Raw genomic sequence first — 26,976 nt, 5'->3', positions numbered from 1 at the left:
CGGCCGCGACACGGCCGGAGGTACTGCCCCATGACAACGACATCGAATGACTGAGGAGATCATCATGCCTCTCGACTCGAGGACACTCACCGACATCCTGGAGACCACATCCGGTGCTTGTGCCCCGGTATTCGATCAGATGGCCTGGTGCGAGGACGAGATCCAGGCAGCACAACGGCGTCACCCGCACGCAGCGGACACGCTGTATCACTCATGGACACTCCTCCACCCCACTAGCGCGCGGATGAACACCGAATTCGTCTACCGCAGCCACTGTCGCGAAATCCTCGAGCGGGTCGCGGCCGGTGAGGACACACGCCCCGGCACGGCGACCGAAATCGTCATCGCCCTGTGCGAGGTCGCCAAGGCCACTCCGATCACCACGGCGGCCGAGGGCGTGCTCTTCCGCCTGTGGGCCGAGGCGTTTCCCGACCAGCAGGACATCGATCTGTATCGCTCTCACCGTGAAACGCTGTACAACGACCGGATCGACGATGCCGAATCCGTGATGCGCAGCAAAACAAGCGTGGCTAGTCGGGCACTTACGCTGGCGAAGATCGAGTGCCACGGGCGGCATCACGGTGAACGAGTCACGTGTTCCTACGCCCCGCAGACTCCCTCTATCGACGAGAGCTCCTCGTGCCCCACATGGGCAACACGGTGACCCATTGTCCGTGTGTTGGGCCCCCTAGGGTCTGTCTGGTAGATCTTGATGTTGGGCGTTGGTAGGCCTGTGGTGTGGTCAAGCGGCATGAGCTCACGGACGCGGAGTGGGCACTGTTGGCGCCGTTGATGCCGGGCAATCCGGTTCAGGGGCACCAGTGGAACGATCACCGTCGGACAATCAACGGGATCTTGTGGAAGGTCCGTACCGGGGCACCGTGGCGGGACCTGCCGGAGCGCTACGGTACCTGGAAATCCGTCTACGATCGGCATCGTCGCTGGTCAGCTGATGGCACGTGGGAGCGTATCGCTGAGGCGTTGCGTATTGATGCCGATACCGGCGAGACGGTGGCCCCGCCCACGGTCGGGGTGGATTCCAGCAGCGTGCGGGCCCATCAGCATGCTGCCGGTGCCCCGCACGAGCCTCCGGCCGAACAGCCCCCAAAGGGGGCTCGCTGAGCCGGCTGGATTCGGACGGGTGGGAAGCCCTGGGCCGTTCCCGGGGCGGACTGACCACGAAGATCCACCTGGCCGCCGACCTGCGGTGCCGCCCGATCGTGACGGCCACCAGTCCGGGGCAGCGGGCCGACTCAGTGGTGTTTCCTGAGGTCCTTCGTATGATGCGATTCCCGACCTCTGGCCCGGGACGGCCTCGAACACGGCCTGGCCGGATCCTGGCTGACAAGGCTTACTCCAGCCGGGCCATCCGCGTCGAACCGCGTCGCCGCCACATCACCGCGATCATCCCCGAGCGCCGTGACCAGCGTGCCAACCGCGCCCGGAAAGGCCCGCGTGGCGGGCGCCCACCCGCCTTCGACCGCAAGGCCTACCGAGACCGCAACACCGCCGAACGCTGCTTCAACAAGCTCAAGCAACACCGCGCCGTGGCCACCAGATACGACAAACGCGACTACGTCTACCAAGGCACCCTGACCGTAGCCAGCATCCGCACCTGGCTCCACGACCTCACCACAAGATCACCAGACACCGCCTAGTATTCGGGTGGGGCTCGGGGGCGGGGATCCGCGGCGAGTTTCACTCGTCGATCTCACCGGTGACGACAGTATCCGTCGACTGTGTAGCTCTCGATGGATCACCATGTCAGAACAGGATTTCCGCGCTCACTTCTCTTGTAGATCAGATCACTCATCTGGGTTCTTCACAGAAATCATCTGATATTTCTGCCCGGCGATGGACAGTAATTCGTCGTCCGGTTATCTCAATGCCGCACAGTGGGCTGATTATCTCGTTGTGCGGTGTCGTACTCGAATGGAAGGAAAACCGCGTGTCCCAGCAAGAGACGGTTTCCCACCTCGGCGCCGGTGATGATTCGCCTTCCCAGGTCGGTCTGATGAACCCGTCTGGGCGGATCGACCCGCGCACTCCGGAGGGAGCGGCGATCTTTGGTCTGTTCCGCCGGATCAAAGTCCTCGTCGAGGAGCCGGACGGCTCTTGGTCTGGCGGGGACCTCGTCGAGGTGCTCAACGAGTGGCTGGTCGAGGTCGGACTGGATCCTGACGAGGAACTCGATAACGCCCGATCTCGGCTAGAAACCATGGCAGAAACGAAGGAAGCGTTGTGGACAGTGGCAGGCCTGCGCAACCAGTCCTCACCTGGTGAAACGTTGATCGCCGCGGTGTTCGCTGGTCAGCACTTCTGTCGGGACAGCGAACCCGGCGACGAGGGCGGGTACCAGCGGGTCGTCGACACGGTAACCGCCGAGGACGCGGACGAGGCTGAACGACTCGCGTACGAACTGTTCGAATCCGCCCGCGACGAGTGAGTCGATCGCGCTGCTCTCCGACTTCCCAGTCAGAAATCTTCGGGAGTAGATGCTCTGCTGCGGTGTCGGTGGGAAGTGGGGCACGCTCCCCTCCATCAGCAGCGGGAGTCGAGGGCTGAACCGGACGTGCTTGAGGCCCTCACCGCGGCAGCGGGGCTTGTTGAGTGAGCCTCACCGAGACGAGCGAATTCTTCCTGCGTGATGGGTGAGCAGGCACCGACCAAACCCCTGTGCGCATCACGACCAATTTCCCTGTGAAAGGAACACGATTGTCATGTCACATCACATCGAACGCTTCGCCGACGGCAGTGCCGCTTTCGCCAGTGCCCGCCTGGACGCGTGGCACCAGCTGGGCACGGTCACTCGCGAGGCCATGACCGGCCAGGAGGTACTGCGGCTGGCCCGACTGGGTGGGTGGAACGTGCGCAAGCTCGGATTGACCGCCACCGAGCTCACTGACGAGGGGGTGACCAGCCTCGCGGTTCCCGACCGGTTCGCCACGGTGCGAACGCATCCGGTCACCGGTGAGCTGGACTACCTGGGCACGGTAGGTAAGGACTACGAGATCAGGCAGAACGAGCAGCAGGTCGAGCTGCTGGACGCGTTGGTCGACGAGTCCGGGGCGCATTTCGAGACCGCGGGCAGCCTGCGGGGTGGCACGCAGACGTTCGTGACCATGAAGCTGCCGGAGGCGATGCGGCTGGCCGGCACCGACGAGATCGACCTGTATCTGGTGGTACTCAACAGCCACGACGGGTCGAGTTCGTTTCGGGTGGTGATCACGCCGGTGCGGGTGGTCTGCGCCAACACCCAGCACATGGCGCTGCACACAGCGCGCGCTTCGCATGCTATCCGCCACACCAAGTCCGCCAGGATCAAGATCGCTGAAGTTCGCCAGAAGTTGGGCTTGATGTGGGACTACTGTGAGGCCTTCGAGAACGAGGCCGAACGGATGATCAACGCCGAGTTGTCCACCAACGGGTTCCGGGAGGTCATCGACCAGGTATGGCCGCTCGAGAACAATCCCTCGAGTCGGACCCGCAACAATGCCGAACGTCGTACCACCGCGTTGCTGCGGTTGTGGCGCGAGGCCGACACCCAACAGTCGATCCGCGGCACCCGGTGGGCCGGAGTGCAGGCAATCACCGAGTACCTGGACCACTACTCGCCGGCCGCGGATACCACCGTGCGCGCCAAACGAGTCGTGACCAGCGACGCGATCGCCGACCGCAAACAGCGCGCCTACGAGCTGCTGGCGCTGTGAAAGCGCCAGGGCCCACCCGGAGATGTCTCCGGGTGGGCCGGCGCAGCCGGTGAACCACCCCTGTGCAGGGATCCGCAGCCAACACACGAGGCTGCGGCCGACCAAAGCATCCACCGGCCGCTGATTTCCGGGTGAAAGAGACACACCTCTTCCACCGGCCAGGCTAGCCCAGCACCACGAGCTCGTGCTGGTGCAGCCCGAATTCACACCTCCCGTTATGCGCTGGGGGCGCCCCGGCGGGCGCCCCCAGCGTTGACTGTTTTCAGGAGCCCCCGATGCACGCTGTCACGAGCACACTGGCCGCTCTGCTGACCGCCGCTGATGAACACGACGAGCCGGTCATCCGTCGCGCGGCCCACCACGCCCGACTGCTGTGGGGCTGCCGCTGCCGAACCGACAATCCACGCCGACGACACCTCTGCGACGGGTGCGGTTCGGCACTGGAGGATGTGGGCAGACCGGGCATGCTCGACCCCACCGGCGGTGGTATCGGGCGGCGCGACGACACACGCTGCGCCGCCGTCAACCAGGACGGGTCTCGCTGCACCCGCACCACGCGACATCTGGGACACCAGCACGTCGCCGGAGATGGCGACGTGATCCGGGCGGTGTGGGAATGGCACCACGCCGTCGAGATCACCACCCCGGATGGTCCGGCGGTGCTGACCGTGGTGCGTATCGAACGATCCGTGGACTGTGCCCCCACTCGTTCCACCACGGTGTTCGGTGACCGAGTCGTCGTACGCAGCCGCCAGGACGGCGACACCGACCGCTACGCGGTGTTCGAACATGTCTACGGACATCCCTGGTGGCACTCGATTGCCGAGAACCTCCGTGCCGCCGATCTCCACGCCCCGATTCCGCGGAATCCGAGCAGCGCTACGAAACCCCGCTGGTTCGACGACTGGCTCCACCACATCGTCACCAGCGAATACCACGCACCTTCCGCGACCCCAGGACAACGATGAGCACGGCCAGTGGGTCAAGGACTGCCCGGACGGTCTGACGGCTGGGCGCTCTCGCTGTTCTACGCCGGTCCCGCTCCAGCTGTCACCGAGGCACGGCCGCCGTCGAGGTCGGCACCGCAGCCAGGGGCGCCGATCGCGGCGACGGCGTTTGCTCATCGAGCGGCGGCTTAACTGGCTCTCGGTGTGCAGCTGCGGGGAACACGTCGTCTCGGGGCGGGTGTGCCGGTGTGCTCGGTGGGGCGGTGCGCACTCTGCCCCACCGCCGGTGCCGGGACAAGCGCTGAACAGAGCGCGCTTGTCCCGGCACCGACAGCGGGGCGTGGCGAGTGCGCCCCACCGAGGCACGGCAACACCCGCGCTTCGGCGCGGTGGGGCTTTCGTTGTCCGTCCCGGCCGAAAACGAGAGGTCACTATGCACACGCGCTACAGCCTGCCCGTCCGGAAACACACCGGCGCCAGCACCGTCACCGTGGGGTGGCACCGCCTGTTGTCCACGTTCGTCATCCACGTCCACGGCCCCAACCACGCGACTGTGGTCAACCGGGGCGATCTCTACGACCGGATCACCGACCCGCGGACCGTGGTCAATACCGCCCGCCAGTGGGCTCTCATCCCACCCGATCTCGTGGAGGCTCTGGTCGCTGACCAGCACACCTGAACCTTTTCGACCGGCGGGGTCGGCAGTACACAGCGGTGTCTGCCGACCCGGCCGCGCGTGGACGGACGCGTGCCGTCGACGCGCGGGCGGGCACCGACCACCCCGCCGTATCCATCCGAGTGAAAGAGGACATTTCATGGGATTCGACATGGTCGTGCAGGGCGCTCCGAGCCAGCACTCGCATCGCTATCTGCGCCGCGGTGTTTTCGGCATGATGATCACCGCCCAGGAGATGGTTCGCCTGGGCATGGCGTTTACCAGTGACATGCCCGCGTTTCCCGAGTCAGGGCATCTCTCCCAGGAGGAGTTCACCAACCAGGGGGAACCGGTCACTGAGCAGGCCCGTACGTATCTGGCCCAACTGGACGAGACGCTGTCCGCCCACGGCGGCGACGGAGCGGGGATTCCGCTGCACAAGTTCGGTTCCAACGACGGGTGGCATGTCACCGCCGTTGAATGCGCCGCCGCGGTGACCGCCTATGACCGGGCGAGGACAGCCGGGACTCCGCACCCGAACGAGTTGGAGGGCGACGTGGTCCCGTTTTTGCGCACCGCCGCGCAGTGCGACGGGTTCCGCGTGTACTGATCCCCCGTCTCGGGCCTCTCCCGGCCCAGGCCGAGCCGGGGTCGGGAGTGTGTCCGTTCTGCTTGGAGAACTTCGAATGACCACTACCGACCTACCCAACCACTACGACCCGGTGGCGGTCTTTGCCGAGACGTTCGACGACGGAATGCTGGCCAACCATCTCGCGACGTTATTCACCTGCGACGAAGTCAATGTCTTGGCGGGCCTGTTGGAGTCATTTCACCGTCATGAGGGTGCCCGCTGCTGGTTGGACGTCCACCAGAACGACTGCGACGAGCCCCACCGGCACTAACCCCACGTATCCGTCCCACACCCGAGTGCGCGCCCCGTCATCCCTGCCCGGATGGCGGGGCGCTGTGTGTTCACACCTCTGGAGGTGATGTGTGTTGCGACTGTTCCGTCGTTGCCGCCGCTGCTCCGATCCGCCCGTGTCCCCGGTGACGCCTCCCGCGAATTCGGTCCACCGTGAACAACGCCTCGCCGGCAAAGACCGGCGGGAGTTGGTGTTGGCCGAGTTGGCACGTCTGTGCCCGGCCTACACCGCCGGTGGCCCCTTCCGCCCGGTGCTGCATCTGCACACCCCGGTCGGGGAACTGCTGTGCCGGATCGAACATCACCAGCGCAATCAGCTCGACCGGCTGCTGACCACGCCCTATGCCTCGCACCGTCCGCCCGAATGGTCGGCCGACGAGATCGAGCGCGTGGTTATTCAGCTGCGGCGTCTGGCCGAGCTCGACCACCTCGACGACTGAATCTTCCGTGGGCGGGCCTGGTCCTGCCCGATGTTTCGAGGAGCTCCCGGCGCGGGCCGTGCGTGCCCAGCCTGCGCCCGCGCCGGGGTGATCCCCCTGCGAAGGAGAGATCATGTCCTGGATTAGCACATACCGGCTGCTGGCGACAGCCGCGCTGGTGGGATGGCTGTTCACCAGCGTGTGGCTGTGCGTGACGCTGCGGCGTCTGCACCAGGCCCGGCATGACGCGTTGACCGGGGTGTTGACCCGCGCCGCCTGGCACGCTCACGCCCGCCGGTGTCTCGGCCCCACGGCCACGCTCGGGCTGCTGGATGTCGATGGACTCAAAACCATCAACGACCTGCACGGCCACCACGCCGGCGACGAGGTGCTGCGCATCCTCGCCACCCGGCTGACTACCGAACTCGGCAAGGATGCGGTCCTCGGCCGTCTCGGCGGGGACGAGTTCGTGCTTTTGTCCCCCACCACTCCCACGCACCGGCAGCTCAACGCGCTCGTGACCGAGCTGACTCGCCCGATCCGGCTGTCCGAGCAGGACACCACGGTGCGCGTGGGGGTCGCGCTGGGAATGGCGTCTGCGGCCCCGCGAGGGGGCCAGTCTGCCGCCCGGGTGCTGTCGAATGCGCTGCGCGCGGCCGACGTGGCCATGTACCGCGCGAAAAAACACCCCGAACACGCCTGGCTGTGGACCCGCGACCAGCCGCTCCTGTCCCCCTGGTCGACGTGAACCTCACTCGGCACGTCAAGCACCGCAACGTACTCACCACCGAACCCAGCAGCCCACTGCCCGCACCCAGCCCGACGCAACAGTGCTCTCGCACCCGGTGTGGTCACTACCGCCTGCCGGGCCCGGGCGGGGCGCTCCTACTCCGCCTCCAGGAGGTCGTTGTGTGTTCGATTCATGTTGCCGTGACCCGCTACGCCACCGCGATCAGCGCACCCCGTGCCGAGGTGTTGTGGGAAGCCACCTATCACGGCATCGACGAGCTCACGGCGTTGGAACTGCACCAAGGCCACTGCGACGGGCCCCACGCCGCGGACACGCTGTTCGAAGCGGCCGACGATCTCGCACCGCTCTCGGTCGAGGAACTGGTCCGCCGTGCCTATGCTCACGGACGCAGCACCCCGAGCGTTCGGGAACGATTCCTGGAGTGGTTTCTCGCGCAGGTGCGCCGCATGCTGCTGCCCGACGAGGAGACCCCGTCGACCCCGCCCGGTTCGCGGCCGTACTGGTCCGACGTGGCCTGCTGGGCCGCTCCCCTGCTCGACCCGATCGACGAGTGGCTCGACCACGCCGTAGCCACCGCCTACGGCACCGCCCTGAGCACCATGATCGCCCGGCACGAAGCCGAGTTGGCCGCGCACCGACCGTCGTGCCGTCGGCACACCGCAGGCTCGCGGACACCGACCGGAAACGAACCGTCGTGGTGACACCACCCCACACCCTCGCCCCGGCCAGCGTGCTGGCCGGGGCTTTTTGCGTAACCACCGACCGGTACGGGCCCGCACGCCCCTATCAGCCCGAAGGACAAGGAGTTCGCACATGACTACTGTGGACAGCCCCAGCGTGACCGGCCTGCAGATCCACACCGACCGAAAGAGCCTGCGGCAAGCGCTGCACACCGTCGGGATGACCGTCGCACGTACCTCGCCGATACCGGCGCTGTGCGGGGTGCTCCTTGAAACCGACGAACACAGTCTCCGCGTGAGCAGCACCGACTACCAGTGCACGGTAACCACCCGCCTGCCCGCCCGGATCACTACGCCGGGACGGATGCTGCTCAACCACCACGAGCTCACCAAACTGCTGACCGGCCTGGGCAAAGGACTGCGCACCCGCGAGGCCGAGGACATGTCGGTGCGGCTACGGGCCACCGACGACGGTACCGGCCAACTCAGCGCCCACGGCTATCACCTGCCGGTGACCAACTACGCACCCGAGGAGTTCCCGGACCTCCCCCGCGCGGAAGCCAGCTGCGCCGAGCTGGACTGGACCACCTTCACCCACCAGGCCCAGCGGGTACTGGTGGCCGCCGACACGGACCGCGAACCGGCGATGCCCGCTCTGAGCGGAGTGTCGGTGACCATCACCCCGAACCAGCTACGGCTGGTCGCCACCGACCGCTACCGACTGGCCATCGCCGACTGCCCCGCCACCACCACTCACGACACGGAGCAGACGGTGCTGATCCCGGCCGGACTGCTGGCCTCGGTGATCACACGCCTGACAGGGCAGCGTCTGCACATCGGGCTCACCGAATCCGGGATGACAACGCTGACCACCGAGACCACCACCGTGATAGCCACTGCCCCGGACGAGCACTCCCGTTACCCCAAGTGGGAACGGATGATGCCCACCGGCGGCACCACGGTGCGGTTCGAACGGGACCCGCTGGCACGGGCGGCCAACACAGCCGCAGCCCTGACCACGGCCACAGACTCCGATGCGGTGGTGCTGCGTCTGGCCGGTGACCGCGTCGCGCTCGCCCCGGTCGTCGACGACGATCCCGAGACCGTCGCCGCCCCCTGGTACCCGCTGCGCAGCGGCACTATTGAGCAGCCGATGCGGATGCGGTTTCACGCCGAACGACTGGCCGATGCGCTGAGCACCCTGCACACCTCCACCGTTGCACTGACGGTGACCGGTTCGTACACACCGGCCGTGTTCTCCGACGACGACGGCCTGTTCCGACATCTGCTGATGCCGATGCGCACCCCCAGGCACTAACCCCGATATGCCGTGGCCTGTCGCCCCGTGGTCGATCCCTCCCCGACCACGGGGGCGGTAGGTGCGCGGCCGGAGTGACCTTCCCCTGTTGCCAATTCCGTTGTGGAGAGTCGTATGTGCACCGAACTGGAGCTGGTGCTGGCCATGGTGTTGCTGGGCGCCCTGATGTGGGTGCTGATCTATCTCCCCGACTATCTCGAAGCCCTCCTCGACCGCATCCACCGCGACGACAGCGACAACGATTAGACACGCCGAGCCCGGCGGAAAACCGGCACCAGCCGCACGATCCTGGTCACCGCCCGTCGTGTGGTGACTTACCGGGCGCCCGGTACTCGGTGGCCGAGCCGTCGGTGGTGAATGCCAGCGCGAAGGGCTCGGCCGCTATTACCCCTGAGTCGGCGCGAACGATTCGACCGCGCAGCCTGCGATCTGGTCGGCGGGTTCTGCCACCGCTACGCCGCCCCACGGATCCGCGAATCCCCTCGACAGCTGCCACCCGGCGCACTCCGCGCCGACAGCGACGAAGTGGACGTCCTGGCCCTTGCTACCGGAGACAGCCGGGCTCGTGTGCGGCACGACCTTACTCGCAAACCAGCGCTGCTCAGCGCACACTACGACCGCGAAGGAGGAGTCTCATGGCGTCATCGAGATCCGCCCCGGCTTCGGGCCGCGGACGGGGGCAGGAACCGCGGCTGATGCGCCACGCGCTGCGGGCCGCCCACGCCGGGCATCATGTGATCCCGCTGTGTCCGCGCAGCAAAACGGCCGTGCTCCCCGACTGGGAATCGGCGGCCACCACCGAGCCCCGTGCGATCCGCTCCTGGTGGTCGCAGCGACCGTACAACATCGGTATCGCCTGCGGCCCCAGCGGACTGTACGTGCTCGACCTCGACCAGGCTCACGAGCACGAGCCGCCACTGGCATGGTCCGGTGCTCGCGATGGGCAGGAAGTGCTCGCCCGTCTCGCCACGACCGCCGGGCAGCCCTACCCGAGTCACACCTACACCGTGACCACCCCCAGCGGTGGGCAGCATCTGTACTTCCGCGCTCCGGCCGAACCGGAACTGCGCTCCACCGTCGCCAGGCTCGGGTGGCGGATCGACACCCGCGGAACCGGGGGATACATCGTCGCCGCCGGATCCGTGCTGACTGGCGGGGCCTACCGCGTGGCCAGTTCCGTCGCGATCGCGCCGCTGCCGGCCTGGCTGGTCGACGCGGTGAAACCACCACCTCCGCCGGAACCGGTGGAGCTGAATCTGCCGAACGGCCGCGCCGGGGCCTACGTGGCCGCCATCGTCGACGGCGAGACCAGGGCCGTCTCCCAGGCCCTGCCGGGACAGCGCCACGACACCCTGCTGCGCGCCGCCGGGCGGCTCGGCCAACTGGTCGGCAGCGGTGACCTCGACGAGCACACCGCCCAGCAGGCCCTGCACACCGCCGCCGCCGTGCACATCGGCCACGACGGGTTCACCACCCGCGAAGCCACCAACACCATCCGCGACGGGCTGCTCTGGGGCAGGAACCGTCCCCGCCACATCACCAGCCGGGCCGAGTGAGACCACCCCCGCACAGTCCGCTCGCCCGTCGAGCGTTCCGGGCCCGCAGCAGCACGCTCTGCACCCCCGTGTGTTCACAGAAACGGAGACGAACTCGTGCGTCCCCTCGACATCTACAACACGCTGCCGACCGAGACCGTGTACCTCCGCGTCCGGCGGAGCTACCGCGACCCGTGTGCGGAGTGGACCACCCGCCGCGTGGAGAGCAGCGCACCCCTTGGCTCGATGCACGATCCGGGCAGCTGGTGGCAACTCTGCTTCGCCGACGACCTGCCGACCCCGCTCCTGATAACGCCGGGCTGGGCGCACCACACCCGCGTCCTGAACCCATCAACGGAGGAGCGCCGCTACTACCGGCGCGAGCAGGAACTGCACCGCTACTCCCCGAATCGGCCGATGTGATCGCGTGCTCTCCCACCAGCCGCGTTTCCAGACAAGAGCGATGAAGAACTAGGAGGGGCGGGGTTCGTGCCCGGCCGGTTGTCGATCACCGCGGAGTCCATCAGGAGGTGGCTGCTGACGCACGGGCGCCTTCGGCGTCGCTGACGCGATGCGCTGCGCGCACCCGTGCCCCAGCAGCCACCTCCTGATCCGAGGGCCGCAGATCGACAGCCCATCCGGGCACGAACCCGATCCCGTATCGGGGTAGCGGCCCGCCGAGGGGCTCGGTTGGTTTCGACAGCTCGTCCCCATCACGAAGGAGCGTCCCATCATGGCCGGAGAGACCCAGACCACCGTCATCGGCAACCTGACCGCCGACCCCGAGTTGCGGTTCACCCCCAGCGGCGATGCGGTGGTCAACTTCACCGTGGCCAACAATCCCTACTTCTTCGACCGTCGCAGCGGGGAATGGAAAGACGGTGAATCCCTCTTCCTGCGCTGCACCCTGTGGCGACAGGCCGCGGAGAACGCCGCCGAAACGCTCACCCGCGGGATGCGGGTGATCGTGCAGGGACGGTTGCGGCAACGCTCCTTCGAAACGAGGGACGGAGCCAAGCGCACCGTGGTAGAGATGGAGGTCGACGAGATCGGTCCCTCACTGCGCTATGCCACCTTCCGCCGTGTGTTCACGGAATCTGAAGGGTCCTCCAAGGAGAACCCAAGTGTAGAGGTCCCGTTCTGATCGTTTTGGGCCCCTGGGTTCGGGACGTGTGGGATTGGTGATCGCGTCCAGTAGCGCGCTGCGGTTGCTGGAGGTGGCACCAGGTCGGTCAGTGTGTGGAGAGGCCAGGATGTCCCAGGGTGGTGGCGTACCGCTTCGCCCCGGAGATGGTGAGTCCGAACAGGTCGCAGATGCGGCGAAGGTCGCCCTCGCTGGCGAACAACTCGTCGATGATGCGGTCTTCGCGGATGGCCTGGGTGGTGATGCCGATCGACCGCGTGATCCATTCCACCCCGACGGGGTCGGTGTCGAGCGCGCTCCGCTTGCTGATGAACAGGTGTGGATTGGCTGTGTGTGGCCATCGTTGGTCCCGGTAGGACAACCACGTAGTGATGCGTTCCCGGACAGGCTGTGCGAGCGGGATCGTGCGGTTGTCCAGGTGCAGGCGGCCGCTGTGGATGTCGGTCAGCAGCAGGTTGCGTAGTTGGCCGGACCGCAACGCGTGGAAGGCGACCAGCGCGCTGAGCGCGGCCTGGGCGGGGTCTGGTGAATGGAACGCGTCGTGGAGCGCGCCTGCTGGCAACGGCATCGGAGGGTGGGGTGGGTGGGTACCGGTTCGGATTCGGTTCAGCGGGTTGAGGAACACGACTCGGTGGGCTTTGAGGACGCGGAACACGCATCGTAGTCCTTGCCCCATGGTGGCGCGGGGATTGCCGGATTCGGGTAGGACTGCTTTGACGTTCTCGGGAGCGATCTCCCGCAGGGAAGTGTGTCCGGCGGCTACCCAGAACTTCAGTGCGGGCAACGACCAGCGCAAGTACAGGCGGATGGTGGTTTCCGAGCGGGGCTTACTGCGTGGTGGGGCTGTGCTGCCGAGGGCCATGACGCTGTACCAGTGGCGCAGTTCACGCCTCATAGGCTCGGGCAAGTCGGCTATAGCGTCGCTGAACCACCGGGCGACAGCGGGTTCGCGGTCGTCGTCGAGTAGCCCCGCAGCAGCGCATACGTCCAGCAACCGCAGCGGGGAGAGCTGGATCTGTTGCAGTTGCAGGATTTCGGTGGCCTGCAAGGGCGCGCCCGGGGTGTCTTGCAGGCCGAGCACGATCGCCATTCCCTGGCGGGCTCGTTTGATCGTCGACCGGCTCCAGCCGTGGTCAGCGGCGTGGTCGAGGAGGGCCTGGTCGAGGAAGGCGGCCATCTGGGGATCGGCGGGAGCGGGGAACCCGCAGACCCGCCCGCGGCGCAAGTCGCGCTCGGCCTCGAACAAGACCAGTTGACGGTGAACAACAGAGCGAAATGGCGGCGGTACAGCCCGGCGTTCGAGTCCTGGGTCCGTTGTGTGATCGTGACGACTGCTGCCGCGTTTCCGCCCGGCGTTGGCGTGATGCAGGTTTGCCAGGGTCAGCTGCTGGCCGAAGCGGTTGGCCTCCAGCAGGTCGGCGCCGCCTTTCCTCCCTCCGCTGGCGAGGAATTGGGTCCAGCACAGCCGACACGTCTGCTCGGAGTTGACCGCGATGATGGCGGTGCAGACCGTGCAGTTGCCTACTGGATGTTGCTTGCGCCAGAACCGGCAGGCAGAGCACAGCCACTGGTGAGTGCGGGTTACCCCCCAGGCATGGCAATCCCGGCAGGCCGTCACGGCCTGCGGCGCGTGCCGATGACACCGGTTGCACAGACCGGCGGAGTAGTAGCCTTCAGCGCGTCCGCAGCGTCGGCACGGCGGCGGGACGTGCGGTCCGCCGGGCATGCAGTCGTAGCAGTACCGTGTCGGTCGAGGAGTGCTCCACGCGACAGGCCGCAGACCGCACACGGTGCATGGACGCGGGGGGTGAGCGCCGCTCATGCCGGAGGAGTGGAACGTCGGTTCCCGAGCCGGGGTGTCACGGCCGGCGGTGTCGACGATTCAGCCGTGGACACCTTGCTCTCCTGGGGAACGCGGGCGGCGACCTTGTCGGGCTCTCTGATCAACAGGTCAGACGGAGCGCAGTTGAGCACTGCGCAGATCACGTCGAGATCCTCGAGCCGGATGGTGGTCGGAGTTCCGGTCCAGAGACCGGACATCTTGCCCGCGCTGATTTCCAGGCCCGCGTCGGCGAGTTGGCGGCGCAGCTCGCTCGACTTCCAAATGCCGCGCTCGGCGGCCACCATTCGCAGATTCCAGCGCATCGGGTCACCCTCCCGTCAGCCGGGCCGCGACTCGTTCGTTCGCGACTGCCCAGGCGTGGTCGATGTGGTCGGCATGGACGTGGATGTAGCGCGTCGTGGTCGACAGCCATTCATGGCCCAGCAGCTCCTGGACCGCCTTCAGATCCATCTTGCGTGCATACAATGAGGAGGCACAGTAATGGCGCAGGGCGTGTGGGGTAAGCCGCCCTTGCCAGGTCGGCAGCCACAGCTTGACCGCACTGGCCAAACCGGAACGCAGGGCGTCATCGCCGACCCGGCCGCATCCGTCGGTATGCTGGTCGCGTCGTTCGCTTGGCAGCAGCGGGGCATCCGGGTCGAGGTAGTCGTCGCCGAACTGATGGCGCACATCGGTCAGCCACCAGTTCATCAGCGCGTCGACCGAGTTGATCGCGGGCACCAGCCGCGGTTTCGGTCCCCGTCCGCGACTGCCCTTGCCGAACCGGACATGCAGCTTTCCGTGCTGGCCAAGGTCGGGACGCCAGTCCTTGATGTCGAGCATCCTTGCCTCGGTAATCCGCAGCCCGGCCCGGCGCCACAACGACGCGGCCAGGTAGTTTCGCGCAGCCGGAAGGTACTTACGTGCCGAGGGCAGCGCATCGCGCCATCCGGCAAACAGCGCCTCGACCTCTGGATCCGACGGAGGCACGCGGGACGCGGGCGAGGTCGAGTTGCTCGGCCGGTTGAACTCGTCGATTGGCTGGGTGAGCACATATCCGGTCAGTTCCTGAATGTCGCCTTGATACCGCGCGACCAAGAAGTCGAAGAACCGAGCCAGCGTCCCGGCCTTGCTTTCCCGGGTAGCCCTGGCCTGACCGCGTTCCTGCCGCAGGTGCGTCAGGAACCGGTCTCCGTCCGAAGGCGAAGCAGACCACAGCGGCCGTCCCAAGAAACGGGCGAACTCGAACACCACCGAGCGTTCGGAGCCGACCCACTGATCTGTCACTCCGGCACCGAGCTGCGCCAGCGCGTACTGGTCGACCAGCTCTTGTTCGAAGTCTTCCTCGTCCTGCCTCGTTCGCAAGGTCTGCGAGAACCCAATCGAACGGACAACAGCGAGGCTCATCGCCCACACCTGAGTTCATCAAAACGCTGCACTAGTCATAAATATCATGGTTACGTCAGGATTCATGAAGTGGCGTCAAGAATCCACATAGAAGCCATGATCAGCCAACATGCCTTGTCCCAGGCCCGACAGCGTCCGCAACCCCGGAACGAACTCGCGGGAGTCGGCATAGCCCGAGTGGCCAAGGTGTCCCGATCCTCCAGCGTCTTTCCCGAGGAGACAGCGGCAGGCTCGGTTCCCGCGGATACAGAAGCGGACAAGGAGATCCCCTTCTGACGTTCTGCCCGGGCTTCGGGGAAGTCTCCAGGCCCGGAGAGCGCGTGTCCCTTCCTAACGGGCAGGCCCGGCTCCATAAGTCCGGGTCTGCCCGTTGTGCTTTCGTGCCGCTTCTGCTCGGAGGAAAACCGTGTCGCTTCATGTGTTCATCACCCGCTTCGACGACGTCCTCTGCGATCCCGACGCCACCCCGCTCTGGCAGGAAACCCATCGGAACGTGGGAGCGCTGCAGGCGCTCGAACTCATCGACCGATCCTGCCGCGGCATACTCGCCACCGAGACCGTGTTCGCGGTCACCCAGATCTCGACCGGCCAGTTCCTCACTCGTGATCAGCTGGCCCGGGTTGCCTATACCCGCGCGTGCTCGCCGACAGCACCGGCGTACTACCGGGAACGCTTCGTGACGTGGTTCTGTGATGCGCTCGGAGACATTCTCTTCCCGTGGGACGACGGTGCCCCGTATGCCGAGCCGCCGTTGCCGTACTGGGAACAGGCCGCCTGCTGGGCACTGCGGATCGTCGGCCCAACCGTGCCGGGGTGGCTGGCCCTCGACCTCGCCCCCTACCCCGGCGGCAGCGACTTCACCTCCCTGGTCGCCCGGCACGCCACCCAGGCGGCAACGCCGAGACCTGCGTGTGCCCACTGCCGACTCGAGCACCCCAGGGCAGTGACCACACGATCCTGACCCTGCGACATCAGCCGAGAACGCACTCGCCCACTCCAGGAGAACGATGACGATGCTGATGGCGACGACACCGGGCGCTGACGACACCCCGTACCCGCACAGTTACGAACGGCCCCCGCTATCGGAAGGAGCCAGCTGGGGACACGCCCCGGCCCACCACGCCGGTGGGTACGTCCACCCCGGACGGGCGGTACTGATGCTGCCAGGCCGACCGTGGCCGGATTCCCCGGAACGGTGCACCAATGACGATCCACTCGCCAACGAGTGGTACGGCTCCCACACCGAAGGCGAAGCCACCGTCCTCGCCTGTCGCCGCTGCGGCCTGGACGTGACCTGACCCCACACGTCCACCTGCCGGGCCCGGACCAAACCGGGCCCGGTTTTTCATGCTCACTCCGCTGATCACACAGCTCCCCACGCCGTGAGACCTCCCCGGCGTGGTTCTTGCCTCAACAATCCGAAGCAAGGAGATGCCATGGACATGCTCAACACCATCTCACTGTCCACCCCCGCTGAACTGCTAGCAGCGACTCCCCACATGCTGGGGTTCTACCCAACCGAGTCGCTGGTCCTCAGCACACTGCACCGCCGAGAAAGCACAACGCAGCTGGGAATGACCCTACGCGTCGATCTCCCCAGCCCGACGTACGCTCAGGAGTTCGCCGACTATCTGCTCACAGGGCCTTTCGAGCAACACCCCGTCGATGCGGTGATCATGCTCCTGATCACCGACAGCGTCAGTCCCGGCTTGCCGCATACCGAGCTGGTTACCACGCTCCGCGACACGCTCAACCAGGCCAGCATCAGCACGCTCGACGCGCTGTGGGCCCCCGCGATCCGGGAAGGAGCTCCGTGGCGGTCGTATCTCGACCCCACCCGCTCCGGCACACTTCCCAACCCGGCGATATCCCCACTGGCCGCAGCGCAGGCAGTCCGCGGCTCGACCACCCGCCCGAGCAGGCAGGACCTGCACGCCCTCATCGCCGCTGAGGATTCCGAGCAGGTGCTGTCCGCGAAACTCGCCGCGCTGCGGTCAGAGACCATCCCCGCTCCGTCCGAGACACTGCCCCACCGCATCCACACCGTCCGGGAAGCGCTTCAAGCCACCGCCGACGGCAAGTCGCTGTCCGAGGAACAGCTGCTGCGTGTGCTGATCGCGGTCGCCGACACCAGCGTTCGCGACCTCGCCTTGAGTGCGGCACTCGGTGACTGGAGCCAGGCCGCCGACGAACTCTGGCGAACGCTGATCCGCAAAGCCCCCATCCCGGAGAGAGGCGAAGTCGCCTCCTTGTTGGCTGTCCATGCCTACCTGTGTGGCGATGGCCCCCTGGCCAGGGTCGTGTTGGAAAACCTCGAACAGTCCCAGCCCGACCACCGGTTGGGCGCCCTGCTCCACCAGGCTCTCGATCAAGGCATCCCACCCGCTGAACTGATCACACTCGTCAACGACGCGGCCCACGGCATCCTCGAGGAGCTCGGGTGGGGCACGAACCCCTTCACCGCCTGAACGCAGGCCTGACGATCGAGAGCGTGTCTGGGGACTCTCTGAAGTACGGATACCGAGGCGGGTCCCCCACTGCCGGGAAGGGGACGCAGGTGCACGTCCCGACGACCGATGGGACGCGGCACCCGCCGCCCGGCGGCGGCTCCGGGACGATCCCACCACGGACTCCCCGGACCGCCGCCTACCGTGCTCACCACCGACCCTGCCGGGAGAGCGTGGAGGTCACCGCATCGGCATGAAACAGCGAGGCCAGCTTCCGGCCGGACGGTATCGAAGCAACAGGGGCCGACAACGCCGCCGTGGTGGCATAGCCTCCTCGACCACGAGGGTCCACCCGCACGTGGTGTTCCTCCGGCTGTGCGGAGCCGCCGGATTCGGGGTGTTTCTCGGTCTGGCTATCGCGGGGCTGGTCGGGATCGTCACCGGCCGCGCCTTCGCCGACGGCACCGAATGGTTGGCCGGTGTGCCCATACTCGCCGTGTTCGGAATGCCCCTCGGAGCCGTCGTCGCATGGCTGACCCGCCGCTGGTTCCTCCCTGCGACACCCCGCCGTTGGCTGTTCTTCACCGCCGCCGGTCTGCTCGCCCTACCGCTGGCCACCGCTGTCGGCCAAGGAGAGACGAGCAACGCGGTAGTCTTCCCGATCATCGCCATCGGCGGGCTCACGACCGTGATGCTGTGGCAGCGCGGCTTCCGCCGGGAAGTCGCCCCAGGTCAAGCGCTCCGGTACGGACGCTTCGTTCGGCGACACTCGCATGGACCTCAATATCGCGGTGGATCGAGACGGTGGAGCTGACAGGCAATTGGACCGGGCCGGCACGAACGTATCGAACGGTTACGTACCCTGTCCGTCGTCATGCGCGGTAGGAACTGGGACGAGGCCGGTCTGTGCACCGTGCTGCTGACCAACATCCCCGACTGGCTCCACCTGTTCCCCCGAGCCGTCCGCTGACGTCGCGTTGGCGGACGGGGTTTCCTGCCGGAGCGGGCCCCCTTCCCGCTGGCCGTCGTCGGGTAGCGACTCGGTGTCCGTAGTCGGGGCGACGGCCTCCCGGCCAGTGGCGATCAGTCGTCGGGCCTGTTTCTCCGAGTCGAGTTCGAGCAGCTCGGCCACCTGCTCCACCGTGCGGCCACCACCCTCGTGGAGAGATAGCGCCGCCTGGGCCTGCCTAGTGTGCTGGTCGGCGACCTTCTCCTGAGAATCGGCGCGCAGTTTGTCGATCTTGCGTTGGTAGACGGCGACCTTCTCCTCGCAACGGGCGTGTTCGGCCGCGATCGTTTCGCCTGCCTCGACGTACTGCCGCAGCGCGGCCTCCACCCGCTGTTCCCTCGCGCGCTGTTCGGCGAGTTGTTCCGCGTTGCGCTGCCGGGCCCGCTCCAGCTGCTGGCTGACTCTGCTGGAGCGACGACGAGCTTTGCCTGTGCTGGATTCGGTCATGACCGTGCCCCTCCCGAACGGTGCGACGTCAGCGACAGGCTAGCCAGCACCGCAAGCAAGGTCGCCCGATCTTCGGGAAGCCACCTTCTGGCGCGGCAGCCCGACACGAGGGCTCGGAGACGCGGAGGGTGTGCCCGGCCGCAGCCGGACACACCCCGCGTCGACGCGGAAGCCCCGGAAGGCTTACCACCGCGGACGATGGCTCCGCCAAGACCGCGTCGACGAACGCCCGACGTCACGCAAGGCCCACTACGGCCTGTCCCGCCGGACGCGTGTGATCCAGTGTAGCGCTCCGGTATCCACCGGATTCGAGCCGGACGGTGAGTTATGCCGTCCCACCTGCCCCCGGTGAAGAGGGCGGCTTCGCCGCTGAGCGGGTTGTTCGTCCCGCAGGGCGCCCGTCCCTGCCCCAGACCCATCAAGGTCGGGCTTCGCCCGACGTCAAGCTCCCTGAGGAGGATGGGGCGCCGTAGCAGGCAGAGGCTGCGCGTTGTTTCCTCGACCCTTCGGGGCCGAATTGTCGTGGCGTGCGGGAACGTCGCGTCAAGGTACCCACAATTTTTTTCGCTCCCGACACCGACATTGGTGCAGACACGCTCAGAAAAAAATTGCGGGGCCCGCCCTTGACCCGACAACCCCGCACGACGAAGGGGGCCTACACGAAGGGACGAGGAAAGAACGCGCAGGCACGATTTCTCTCGCTTTACCGTGGCGAGTTTATTTTCTTTTTCACTACAGAAACAGCAGCGCAATGGCTACTTGCCCATGATCGAACAATCGCCAAAAACGAAGGGCGAGATACCTCCCACAACTTGCAATTATTCCAAAAAGGAGCTACACTAGGAATTGCAAGGAAAGCCGGGAACGCCAAGCCCGGCGATCACGCTAAACCACTACCGAAGGATTTTCTTTCATGCCACAGTCTGGCACGATTTCCGACTCTGTGTCCGCCGTCGCCGCTTTGCTGCGCACGGGCAACGTGCGTGACGCGCGCCGCCAGTGGTCCGAGACCATGAGCAGCGCCGAGCAGGACGAACGCGCCGCCCTGACCGAGTGCGCCCGCATCCTGGCCCACTACCCCCGCACCGCGCTGACACGGTTGCGCGCCTACTGGCGACAGGCCGACGAACGTACCCGCGCTGTCATCGAAGCATGCGCCCCGACTCCCGAAGAGCACCGCAAACAGACCGAGCCGCAGCCCGACCGTTCCCCCCGGTGGGACCGCCGAGCCATCGAAGGCGCCCGCGCCCAACGCCGCACCGGTGGCACGGTGCGCACCACCACCGACCCGCAACGCCGCAGCACCCCGCCCCAGAACCGCGCCCGTGCTCGCCGTGTCATGCGCGAGGAAGCCGCCACCACCCACGACTACCTCGACGCCCGCGCCGGAGTTGACGACGCCCCCGCACGAGGCGCCCAGCCCGACGGCTACGCCATCAATTACGAAGACATGGCCGTCTACCCCGACGCCCGCGACACCGAACGTCGCGATCCCCGCGCCACCCCAGCGCGGGACGGTCAATGCTGTATCGCGCTGGGATGTCAGCTCATCACGAGCCACGCTGACATTCGTGTCGGTGACGGACTGTGCGAAGAGTGCCGCGACGTCGGCCGCCCCGGACTGGACGTGTCCGCCACGGCCAGCCACACCCAGATGATCGAGGCGAGGTGCGCCTACCTCGCCGAGTACTACCCGTACCCGACAAAGCATCTGCGTACGCTGTGGCAGCAGGCCAACCAGGCCGACCGCGACACGATCGCACAATGGGTCACGACCAACCTGCCCACCGAGCAGGCCGCCGCGCCGAGCGAGCTCACCCCGTGCGAGCAATGCGGCACCCGCCGCAACCCGCGTGATCTGGCCCGCGTGAACACCGACGATGGCGAGTGCCGAGCCTGCCGCACCGACGCCGAGCAGCTCACCGCTGCCACCGTCTAACCACCCCGCACCCGCCGCCACGGTCCCCCGGTCACCGACCGGGGGACCGTTTGTCATGCCCACCCGCCCCACCGCACAACCGATCCCGCATCGCACCCCCGCTCGCCCACTTCCCCGCCTGTACCGGGCCCCGCCCCGGACCTGCCCAGCCTGCGCGCCCGACATACCGACCCGGCCCCTCCGGACCTCCCGGTACCTCCGGCCAGCCGGACAGCACCTCTTGCATTTCCCTCCGAACCCGGTTCTGAATCGCGACAGGTGCGGCCGGGGTAACGGCTGCGGCGGCTTAACGTGACGAAGACAGCTGACGTGGACAGCTCGACTGGTGGGGTGTGTCGTGATCGCGGTGCGCAAGCTCTCGCCCAGCGGGCACGAGTACCTGACCGGCAGCGTCGCGTGCGGCGATCGCGACCTCGAACCCGGCGAAGCGTTGTTCGACTACTACGCCGCCCACGGATACCCAGCCGGTGAGTGGTTCGGTTCCGGCACGGCCGCGCTGGGAGTCTCCGGCGAGGTGACCGCGGCGCAGATGAATGCGTTGTTCGGCGAGGGGCGACATCCGGATGCCGACCGCATCGAGGCGGAGAAAATCGCCGATGGTGCGTCGAAGGACGATGCGCTGGCCGAAACCAAGTTGGGCTACCGGTTCCGGCAGCACAGTGGTGCCGACGAGCTGCGCCGTAAGGTCGCCGAGGCCTACCGGGCGTACAACGAGGAGCACGGTCGGCCTGCTGGGGCGGCGATCGATGCGGACACTCGCGCGCGGATTCGGCACCAGGTGCAGTCCGAGGCCTACGCCGAGGCCCACGGCGGAGCACAGCCGAGTGAGGAGCAGCTGCGCCGGTGGTTGGCCGAGCAGAACCGGCAGCAGAAAGACGCCACAGCCGGCTACGAGCTCGTGTTCGCCCCACCCAAGAGCGTCAGCGTGGCCTGGGCACTCTCCGACGAAGACACCCGTGAGCACATCGCCGGGCTGCACCGCCAAGCGGTACGCGACACGCTGACCTGGTTCGAGAACAACGCCGCGTTCACCCGTAAAGGAGACGGCGGCTACGCCCAGCACGATGTGCGCGGCATTACCGCCGCGCTGTTCGAGCACTGGGATTCGCGTGCCGGGGATCCGCATCTGCACACCCACGTGCCGATCAGTGCCAAAGTGCAGGGCCCGGACGGAAAATGGACCAGCTTGGACGGGCGCAGTGTGCTGGCCGCGTCGGTGACCACCAGCGAGTACTACAACTCGCGGCTGCGGGACCTGTTCCGCGAACACGGGGCGAGTTGGAGTGAACGTCCCCAGGGCGGGATCGATCTGAAACGCCCGGTGTGGGAGCTCGACGGGGTGCCCACTGAGCTGCTGACCGGGTTTTCCCAGCGGGCCTCTGATGTGGAGGCCAATCGTGCAACGCGCATCGTCGACTTCCGTCGCGAACACGGCCGCGAACCCGGCCCGACCGACATGCTCGAGATCAGCCGCCGCGCGCAGTACGGCACGCGCGATCCCAAGCAGGAACCACACACCCTGGCTCAGCATCTACACCGGTGGCAGAGGCAGGCCCGCGAGATGCTCGATGCCGCCGAGCTCGAACAGCTCGGCACACGGGTGTTCACCACCCCAGGACGCGAGCCCGACGAGGTCGATGTCGCCGAGCTGGCTCAGGGCACGCTGGCGGTGGTCTCCGACCACTACAGCCATTTCAATCGGTGGAATCTGGAGGCCGAGGCGCATCGGCAGAGTGCGCATCTGCGGGTGGAAGACGGCAGCCGCGAGCAGCTCGTGGACAGGGTGGTCGAGGCGGTCCTGGCGGATCCCGACACGGTTTCGCTGCAGCCCCCGCCCGCAGTCGAGGAACCGTCCGAGCTGCGCCGGGCCAGCGGCGAGAGCGTGTTCACCGAGCACAACGCGCAGCGGTTGACCACCCACCGCACGCTGCGCGAGGAGTCGGCGTTGGCCGCATGGGGACGACGGGGTGACGGGGTGCGCCTCAGCGACGGGACGGTGCGGCGCGCGCTCGACCGCGCGCGGCTCAATGCCGGGCAGCAGCGCGCAGTGAGCGGGTTCGCCACCTCCGGACGTCGAGTGCAGCTGCTGTATGCCCCGGCCGGTGCGGGCAAAACCACCACCATGCGGGTCTTCGCCGACGCGTGGCGGGCCGAGGCCGGCGAAGTGTACGCGTTCGGCCCCTCGGCCCGGGCGGCTCAGGAACTGGGTCGGTCCCTGCAGGCACGCCCGCACACGTTGCATCAGGTCACCACGGCGCTGCGGCTCGGCACGGCCGAGACGGTGTTTCCGTTCACCCGTGGTGACGTACTCGTCATCGACGAGGCCGCCATGTCCGGCACGCACACGCTGCACGACGTGGTGCGCTACGCCCTCAACCGTGGCGCCGACGTGCGGCTGGTCGGTGACGACAAACAGCTCGCGGCCGTCGAGGCCGGTGGGGCGGTGCGCTGGTTCGCCCACACCAACGGGGCGCTGCACCTGCGCGAGGTCGTGCGTTTCGCCGACCCGCAGCAGGCGGCGGCCTCGGTGAAGCTGCACTCCGGCGATCCGTCCGGGCTGGACTACTACGTCGAGCAGAACTGGGTGCGGGAAGGCAGCCGAGAGACGATGCGCGAGGCCGCCCACCACGCCTGGCGCGGCGACCTCGACACCGGTCGCCCCTCGCTGCTGATCGTGCCCGCCACCGACGACGTCACCGCCCTGAACCGCCAAGCCCGCGAACTACGCCTGCAGCGCGGCGACGTCGACGACGCTCGCGCGGTGCGGCTGCACGACGGCACCGCGGCCAGCGCCGGCGATCTGGTGGTCACCCGCCGCAACGACCGACTCAAAACCCTGTTCGGCGGCAAGGACTTCGTCAAAAACGGCGACACCTGGCAGGTGCGGACCGTGCGCGAAAGCGGGGCGCTCAAGGTTCACCACCAGGCCAGCGGCGGCACCGTCCTGCTGCCGGCCGAGTACGTCGTCGAACACGTCGAACTCGCCTACGCCGCCACCGTCAACCGCAGCCAGGGCATGTCGGTCACCGGCGGCACCTCACACAGCCTCGTGCCCCAAGGGCTCTCCCGCGAGCAGCTCTACACCCAGATCACCCGCGCCGAACACGACAACCGGCTCTACGTCGAAACCACCCAGCACACCATCGACTCCCACCAGGAAACCCCACCCGATCGCACCGCCCGTGGGGTTCTCGAGGCCGCGCTGCAACGCTCCTCAGCCGAGACCTCGGCCACCGAGGAACTGCGCGCCGCCCTGCACACCACCGAATCGCTGCGCACCCTGGTCACCCAGCACGATCACGTCGCCCACCTCGGCACCGACAAGCGCATCGAGGCCGTCCTCAACGAACACGTTCCCCAGCTACTGGAGCTGCAGGCCACACCCGCGCTGCAGCAAACCGCGCGCACCGCCTGCGATCTCGGCTGGCAACCCGAGCACCTCATCCCCGCCGTCCTGGATCAAGGCCCGCTGGACGCCGCAGACGACCCGGCCGCGTTGCTGCGGTGGCGCCTCGAACAGCGCCTGCTGTACGAGCAGCCGCCCCCGCGCGGTCTCGAACCCACCAACACGCAGATTCCCCACTGGCGCGAACTCATCGCGACCTACGTACCCACCGCCGATATCGAGGACCCCTCGTGGATGCCGGTGTGGCGCCAGGCGGCCGCGGCCACCGCGGACGGACTCGACGCGGACGCCGCCCTGGACACCGCCGCCTTTCAACTCGCCCACCGACCCACCCACGACCCGCTGCCCGCCCCCGATTACGCGGCCAGTGTGCTCACCACCGCGTTGGACGAACAACGCGCCGACAAAGCCGGACACCACCCCGCGCTTCCCTGGCTGGCCCGACCCGACTTCCCCACGCTCACCGAGGAGCTGACCAACTACACACGTCAACTCAACACCGCCATCGAACACCGCCACCACGAACTACGCGAACAGATCATCGCCTACCCGCCACGCTGGACCACCGCACTCGGCCCACGACCCGACGATCCGGTCGCCGCCGAGCACTGGGACGAACTGGTGGGCATGGCCGCCGCCTACCGCGAGACCTACAGCATCACCACCCGCGATCCCGCCCAACCACTGGGCCCCGAACCCGAGAGCCAGGGACCACGCGCCCGCGCTTGGCGCGCGCTCATCGACCAGTGGCACCCTGTCGGCTCCCGCACTCCCAGCGAGTCCGCCCACGACACCGCCGAACTCGACCCGATCGAGCGGATCCGCGCCGAATTCGACGCCGACGAGCTGTTCAACGCCGTCGCCGAGACCGACACCGTCAGCACGACACCGCGTACCGAGGACTCGCTGGCGGTGCTGAGCGAACGCCACCACCACCTCACCAACGCACTGTTCGACACCGCCGGGCAGCACGCCCTCGTCGAGCACGCCCCCACGACCCTGGAGCAACCCGCCGAACCCGCACTCCGAGCGGTGCTGCGCCGCGCCCAACGCGACGGGTGGGACGCCGACCGACTCGTCGACACGACCACCGCCCAAGGAGATCTCGACGTGGTCGCCGATCCGGCCGCTGTGCTGGCGCGCCGTATCGAGTCCCACATCGGCGACCGCCTTCCTCCAGCCCGTATGACCGAACCCGACGAGGAGCAGGTCCGCCGGTGGCAAACCGTGACCGCCCACACCAACCCTGATCTGACGGTCACCGACCCTGTTTGGCAGCTGGTGTGGCGCCACGCCGCCGCAGGAGCCGCCGACGGACTCGACGCCGACACCGCCGTCTCCACCGTCGCCGAACAACTGACCTACCGGGCCGACGGCGACCCCACCGAGGCACACCGCTACGCCGTCCAGCTCGTGGTCGACCAGCTGGATGAGCAACGCGAGCAGAACGCCACCGACGTGCCGGTGCTGCCCTGGTTGGCCGCCCCGCACCACACCGTGCGCGCCGCCGATTCCGACCTCGCCGACCAGCTCGCACAGGTCACCGAGGCCGCACACGCCCGTCTGGCCGAACTACGCGAGCAGGTCGCGGTCGAACCTCCTGACTGGACCTCCGGACTGGGGCCGCGGCCCGAGGAGCCGACCGCCGCCGAGAAGTGGGACGAGCTCGCGGGCCTGGCCGCCGCCTACCGCGAGACCTACAACATCCCCAGCACCGACCCCGAGACGCCGCTGGGTCCGGAACCCGGCGGGCAGAGCGCCAAGGCCGAAGCCTGGCGAGTCATCACCGAGACATGGAGGCAGAGCATGAGCTTCCCGAACGACAACGGCCACCAGGACGACACACTCGCCCGCCTCGAAGCCCTCCGGGACGCTGTGCTCAACAACAGCGAAGCCTCCCACGACGAACAGCGCACGTGGCGTGCCGATGACCGGGACGACGAAAACTCCGACGAGCACTACCGCTATGACGACGATGACGAACTCAACGAGGACAACGAGCTGCAGTCCGGTCTGGGGCTTTAGAGGACCACGGCGATCAGCGGCCATCAGGAAGCCCCCAGTGGATCTATCCGCCTCAAGCGAGAAGAGGGGCAGCTGAGACGCTTCGGATGCGCCTGCGTTCAGCGGCTCCTAACAGGTTCGGTGGTGGCGGTGTCGGCGCCAGCAGATGAGGTTGGTGGCCAGGGCCAGGAAGTCGTGGTGGAGATCGGTACGGCGTTCCCAGCGGATGGCCAGGCGTTAAAAATTCTCATTGAGGATGGCCATCGTCACCAAGCCACCGGGCAGTGGAAGGTATATTTGTAGTTCGCTCTGGATCGGGATCTCTGTGCTCCAACATCGCCTCTGTGACCGCGAAGATGGATCGCACCATGGTCCGCGGGTCCGGGCCCTTCCGGTCGGTAGTACGAGCGCCGC

General features: G+C 67.3%; 27 protein-coding genes. 23 read left to right on the top strand and 4 right to left on the bottom strand.

Annotation, left to right across the window (positions count from 1 at the left end; translation table 11 throughout):
• The first annotated feature begins 64 nt into the window (after positions 1 to 64).
• The 16 genes from BM150_RS15520 (at position 65) to BM150_RS15445 (ending at position 12,081) form a co-directional block, all read left to right on the top strand.
• A complete protein-coding gene (locus BM150_RS15520) occupies positions 65 to 664 on the top strand; it encodes a hypothetical protein (RefSeq protein ID WP_139219551.1) in 600 nt (199 codons plus the stop codon).
• Positions 665 to 792: 128 nt separating this feature from the next.
• Positions 793 to 1,658, top strand: a protein-coding gene (locus BM150_RS15515) for an IS5 family transposase (RefSeq protein ID WP_425427424.1) whose coding sequence is annotated in 2 segments (ribosomal slippage) — positions 793 to 1,077 and positions 1,080 to 1,658 — 864 coding nt in all. Because the reading frame shifts where the segments join, the coding sequence is not laid out codon by codon here.
• A 227-nt stretch (positions 1,659 to 1,885) separates the two neighbouring features.
• On the top strand, positions 1,886 to 2,446 hold the full coding sequence (locus BM150_RS15510; protein WP_139219550.1) for a hypothetical protein: 561 nt from the start codon (positions 1,886 to 1,888) through the stop codon (positions 2,444 to 2,446).
• Positions 2,447 to 2,720: 274 nt separating this feature from the next.
• The gene (locus BM150_RS15505) at positions 2,721 to 3,710 is read left to right on the top strand and encodes a DUF932 domain-containing protein (protein ID WP_092927981.1); all 990 of its coding nucleotides are present in this window, start codon (positions 2,721 to 2,723) and stop codon (positions 3,708 to 3,710) included.
• Positions 3,711 to 3,985: 275 nt separating this feature from the next.
• Positions 3,986 to 4,678, top strand: coding sequence for a hypothetical protein (locus BM150_RS15500; protein WP_092927980.1), 693 nt, complete (start codon positions 3,986 to 3,988; stop codon positions 4,676 to 4,678).
• A gap of 412 nt (positions 4,679 to 5,090) precedes the next feature.
• Entirely contained in the window at positions 5,091 to 5,336 is a 246-nt protein-coding gene (locus tag BM150_RS15495; protein WP_092927979.1) for a hypothetical protein, read from the top strand.
• 136 nt (positions 5,337 to 5,472) lie between these two features.
• Positions 5,473 to 5,922 carry a hypothetical protein gene (locus tag BM150_RS15490; RefSeq protein WP_092927978.1) on the top strand — a complete coding sequence of 150 codons (450 nt, stop codon included), beginning with the start codon at positions 5,473 to 5,475 and terminating at the stop codon, positions 5,920 to 5,922.
• Positions 5,923 to 5,998: 76 nt separating this feature from the next.
• Entirely contained in the window at positions 5,999 to 6,214 is a 216-nt protein-coding gene (locus BM150_RS15485) for a hypothetical protein (protein ID WP_092927977.1), read from the top strand.
• A gap of 214 nt (positions 6,215 to 6,428) precedes the next feature.
• The gene (locus BM150_RS15480; protein WP_139219549.1) at positions 6,429 to 6,674 is read left to right on the top strand and encodes a hypothetical protein; all 246 of its coding nucleotides are present in this window, start codon (positions 6,429 to 6,431) and stop codon (positions 6,672 to 6,674) included.
• 112 nt (positions 6,675 to 6,786) lie between these two features.
• Entirely contained in the window at positions 6,787 to 7,401 is a 615-nt protein-coding gene (locus BM150_RS15475; RefSeq protein ID WP_092927975.1) for a GGDEF domain-containing protein, read from the top strand.
• A gap of 182 nt (positions 7,402 to 7,583) precedes the next feature.
• A complete protein-coding gene (locus BM150_RS15470) occupies positions 7,584 to 8,105 on the top strand; it encodes a hypothetical protein (RefSeq protein ID WP_092927974.1) in 522 nt (173 codons plus the stop codon).
• A 112-nt stretch (positions 8,106 to 8,217) separates the two neighbouring features.
• On the top strand, positions 8,218 to 9,402 hold the full coding sequence (locus BM150_RS15465) for a DNA polymerase III subunit beta (protein ID WP_092927973.1): 1,185 nt from the start codon (positions 8,218 to 8,220) through the stop codon (positions 9,400 to 9,402).
• A gap of 114 nt (positions 9,403 to 9,516) precedes the next feature.
• Positions 9,517 to 9,648 carry a hypothetical protein gene (locus tag BM150_RS24945; protein WP_281243711.1) on the top strand — a complete coding sequence of 44 codons (132 nt, stop codon included), beginning with the start codon at positions 9,517 to 9,519 and terminating at the stop codon, positions 9,646 to 9,648.
• A 389-nt stretch (positions 9,649 to 10,037) separates the two neighbouring features.
• Entirely contained in the window at positions 10,038 to 10,958 is a 921-nt protein-coding gene (locus tag BM150_RS15455; protein ID WP_217641669.1) for a bifunctional DNA primase/polymerase, read from the top strand.
• Positions 10,959 to 11,054: 96 nt separating this feature from the next.
• Complete coding sequence (locus tag BM150_RS15450; RefSeq protein WP_092927970.1) at positions 11,055 to 11,360, top strand: nucleoside hydrolase; 306 nt, start codon at positions 11,055 to 11,057, stop codon at positions 11,358 to 11,360.
• Positions 11,361 to 11,670: 310 nt separating this feature from the next.
• A complete protein-coding gene (locus tag BM150_RS15445; protein ID WP_092927969.1) occupies positions 11,671 to 12,081 on the top strand; it encodes a single-stranded DNA-binding protein in 411 nt (136 codons plus the stop codon).
• Positions 12,082 to 12,169: 88 nt separating this feature from the next.
• Here the strand turns inward: BM150_RS15445 and BM150_RS24170 are convergent, their stop codons facing one another.
• From BM150_RS24170 to BM150_RS15430, 3 genes are all read right to left on the bottom strand, one after another.
• The gene (locus BM150_RS24170) at positions 12,170 to 13,327 is read right to left on the bottom strand and encodes a hypothetical protein (RefSeq protein ID WP_092927968.1); all 1,158 of its coding nucleotides are present in this window, start codon (positions 13,325 to 13,327) and stop codon (positions 12,170 to 12,172) included.
• 572 nt (positions 13,328 to 13,899) lie between these two features.
• Complete coding sequence (locus BM150_RS15435) at positions 13,900 to 14,226, bottom strand: helix-turn-helix domain-containing protein (protein WP_092927967.1); 327 nt, start codon at positions 14,224 to 14,226, stop codon at positions 13,900 to 13,902.
• A gap of 4 nt (positions 14,227 to 14,230) precedes the next feature.
• Positions 14,231 to 15,310 carry a tyrosine-type recombinase/integrase gene (locus BM150_RS15430; RefSeq protein ID WP_092927966.1) on the bottom strand — a complete coding sequence of 360 codons (1,080 nt, stop codon included), beginning with the start codon at positions 15,308 to 15,310 and terminating at the stop codon, positions 14,231 to 14,233.
• A gap of 69 nt (positions 15,311 to 15,379) precedes the next feature.
• On the opposite strand from BM150_RS15430, the gene BM150_RS23795 reads away from it, so the two are divergent.
• From BM150_RS23795 to BM150_RS15410, 5 genes are all read left to right on the top strand, one after another.
• A complete protein-coding gene (locus BM150_RS23795; RefSeq protein ID WP_139219548.1) occupies positions 15,380 to 15,586 on the top strand; it encodes a hypothetical protein in 207 nt (68 codons plus the stop codon).
• Between the two features lie 130 nt (positions 15,587 to 15,716).
• Positions 15,717 to 16,271, top strand: a complete 555-nt coding sequence (locus BM150_RS15425; protein ID WP_139219547.1) for a hypothetical protein — start codon at positions 15,717 to 15,719, stop codon at positions 16,269 to 16,271.
• A 46-nt stretch (positions 16,272 to 16,317) separates the two neighbouring features.
• Positions 16,318 to 16,608, top strand: a complete 291-nt coding sequence (locus tag BM150_RS15420) for a hypothetical protein (protein WP_092927964.1) — start codon at positions 16,318 to 16,320, stop codon at positions 16,606 to 16,608.
• 138 nt (positions 16,609 to 16,746) lie between these two features.
• Positions 16,747 to 17,778, top strand: a complete 1,032-nt coding sequence (locus BM150_RS15415; protein WP_092927963.1) for a DUF4192 domain-containing protein — start codon at positions 16,747 to 16,749, stop codon at positions 17,776 to 17,778.
• Positions 17,779 to 18,115: 337 nt separating this feature from the next.
• The gene (locus tag BM150_RS15410; protein ID WP_092927962.1) at positions 18,116 to 18,571 is read left to right on the top strand and encodes a hypothetical protein; all 456 of its coding nucleotides are present in this window, start codon (positions 18,116 to 18,118) and stop codon (positions 18,569 to 18,571) included.
• 39 nt (positions 18,572 to 18,610) lie between these two features.
• On the opposite strand, the gene BM150_RS15405 is transcribed toward BM150_RS15410, so the two are convergent.
• Positions 18,611 to 19,213: a hypothetical protein gene (locus BM150_RS15405; RefSeq protein WP_092927961.1), complete on the bottom strand. Its 603-nt coding sequence runs from the start codon at positions 19,211 to 19,213 to the stop codon at positions 18,611 to 18,613.
• 913 nt (positions 19,214 to 20,126) lie between these two features.
• Between BM150_RS15405 and BM150_RS15400 the strand changes: the two genes are divergently transcribed.
• Positions 20,127 to 21,152 carry a hypothetical protein gene (locus tag BM150_RS15400; protein ID WP_139219546.1) on the top strand — a complete coding sequence of 342 codons (1,026 nt, stop codon included), beginning with the start codon at positions 20,127 to 20,129 and terminating at the stop codon, positions 21,150 to 21,152.
• A 325-nt stretch (positions 21,153 to 21,477) separates the two neighbouring features.
• Complete coding sequence (gene mobF, locus BM150_RS15395; RefSeq protein WP_092927959.1) at positions 21,478 to 26,583, top strand: MobF family relaxase; 5,106 nt, start codon at positions 21,478 to 21,480, stop codon at positions 26,581 to 26,583.
• Positions 26,584 to 26,976: the final 393 nt, after the last annotated feature.

The sequence above is a fragment of the Actinopolyspora alba genome (assembly GCF_900112765.1).
In the GTDB taxonomy this organism is placed as follows: domain Bacteria; phylum Actinomycetota; class Actinomycetes; order Mycobacteriales; family Pseudonocardiaceae; genus Actinopolyspora; species Actinopolyspora alba.
The sequence above is the reverse complement of the archived record's forward strand: the minus strand, read 5'-3'. Positions and strand labels throughout refer to the sequence as shown.

Bases quoted from the DNA above. Each gene is read 5' to 3' on its own strand.
- BM150_RS15520 (WP_139219551.1), top strand. From the start codon at position 65: ATGCCTCTCGACTCGAGGACACTCACCGACATCCTGGAGACCACATCC.
- BM150_RS15505 (WP_092927981.1), top strand. From the start codon at position 2,721: ATGTCACATCACATCGAACGCTTCGCCGACGGCAGTGCCGCTTTCGCC.
- BM150_RS15490 (WP_092927978.1), top strand. From the start codon at position 5,473: ATGGGATTCGACATGGTCGTGCAGGGCGCTCCGAGCCAGCACTCGCAT.
- BM150_RS15475 (WP_092927975.1), top strand. From the start codon at position 6,787: ATGTCCTGGATTAGCACATACCGGCTGCTGGCGACAGCCGCGCTGGTG.
- BM150_RS15420 (WP_092927964.1), top strand. From the start codon at position 16,318: ATGACGATGCTGATGGCGACGACACCGGGCGCTGACGACACCCCGTAC.
- BM150_RS24945 (WP_281243711.1), top strand. From the start codon at position 9,517: ATGTGCACCGAACTGGAGCTGGTGCTGGCCATGGTGTTGCTGGGCGCC.
- BM150_RS15485 (WP_092927977.1), top strand. From the start codon at position 5,999: ATGACCACTACCGACCTACCCAACCACTACGACCCGGTGGCGGTCTTT.
- BM150_RS15500 (WP_092927980.1), top strand. From the start codon at position 3,986: ATGCACGCTGTCACGAGCACACTGGCCGCTCTGCTGACCGCCGCTGAT.
- BM150_RS15415 (WP_092927963.1), top strand. From the start codon at position 16,747: ATGGACATGCTCAACACCATCTCACTGTCCACCCCCGCTGAACTGCTA.
- BM150_RS15435 (WP_092927967.1), bottom strand. From the start codon at position 14,226: ATGCGCTGGAATCTGCGAATGGTGGCCGCCGAGCGCGGCATTTGGAAG.
- BM150_RS15400 (WP_139219546.1), top strand. From the start codon at position 20,127: ATGCCACAGTCTGGCACGATTTCCGACTCTGTGTCCGCCGTCGCCGCT.
- BM150_RS15510 (WP_139219550.1), top strand. From the start codon at position 1,886: ATGCCGCACAGTGGGCTGATTATCTCGTTGTGCGGTGTCGTACTCGAA.
- BM150_RS15455 (WP_217641669.1), top strand. From the start codon at position 10,038: ATGGCGTCATCGAGATCCGCCCCGGCTTCGGGCCGCGGACGGGGGCAG.
- BM150_RS15405 (WP_092927961.1), bottom strand. From the start codon at position 19,213: ATGACCGAATCCAGCACAGGCAAAGCTCGTCGTCGCTCCAGCAGAGTC.
- BM150_RS15430 (WP_092927966.1), bottom strand. From the start codon at position 15,310: ATGAGCCTCGCTGTTGTCCGTTCGATTGGGTTCTCGCAGACCTTGCGA.
- BM150_RS15445 (WP_092927969.1), top strand. From the start codon at position 11,671: ATGGCCGGAGAGACCCAGACCACCGTCATCGGCAACCTGACCGCCGAC.
- BM150_RS15495 (WP_092927979.1), top strand. From the start codon at position 5,091: ATGCACACGCGCTACAGCCTGCCCGTCCGGAAACACACCGGCGCCAGC.
- BM150_RS15465 (WP_092927973.1), top strand. From the start codon at position 8,218: ATGACTACTGTGGACAGCCCCAGCGTGACCGGCCTGCAGATCCACACC.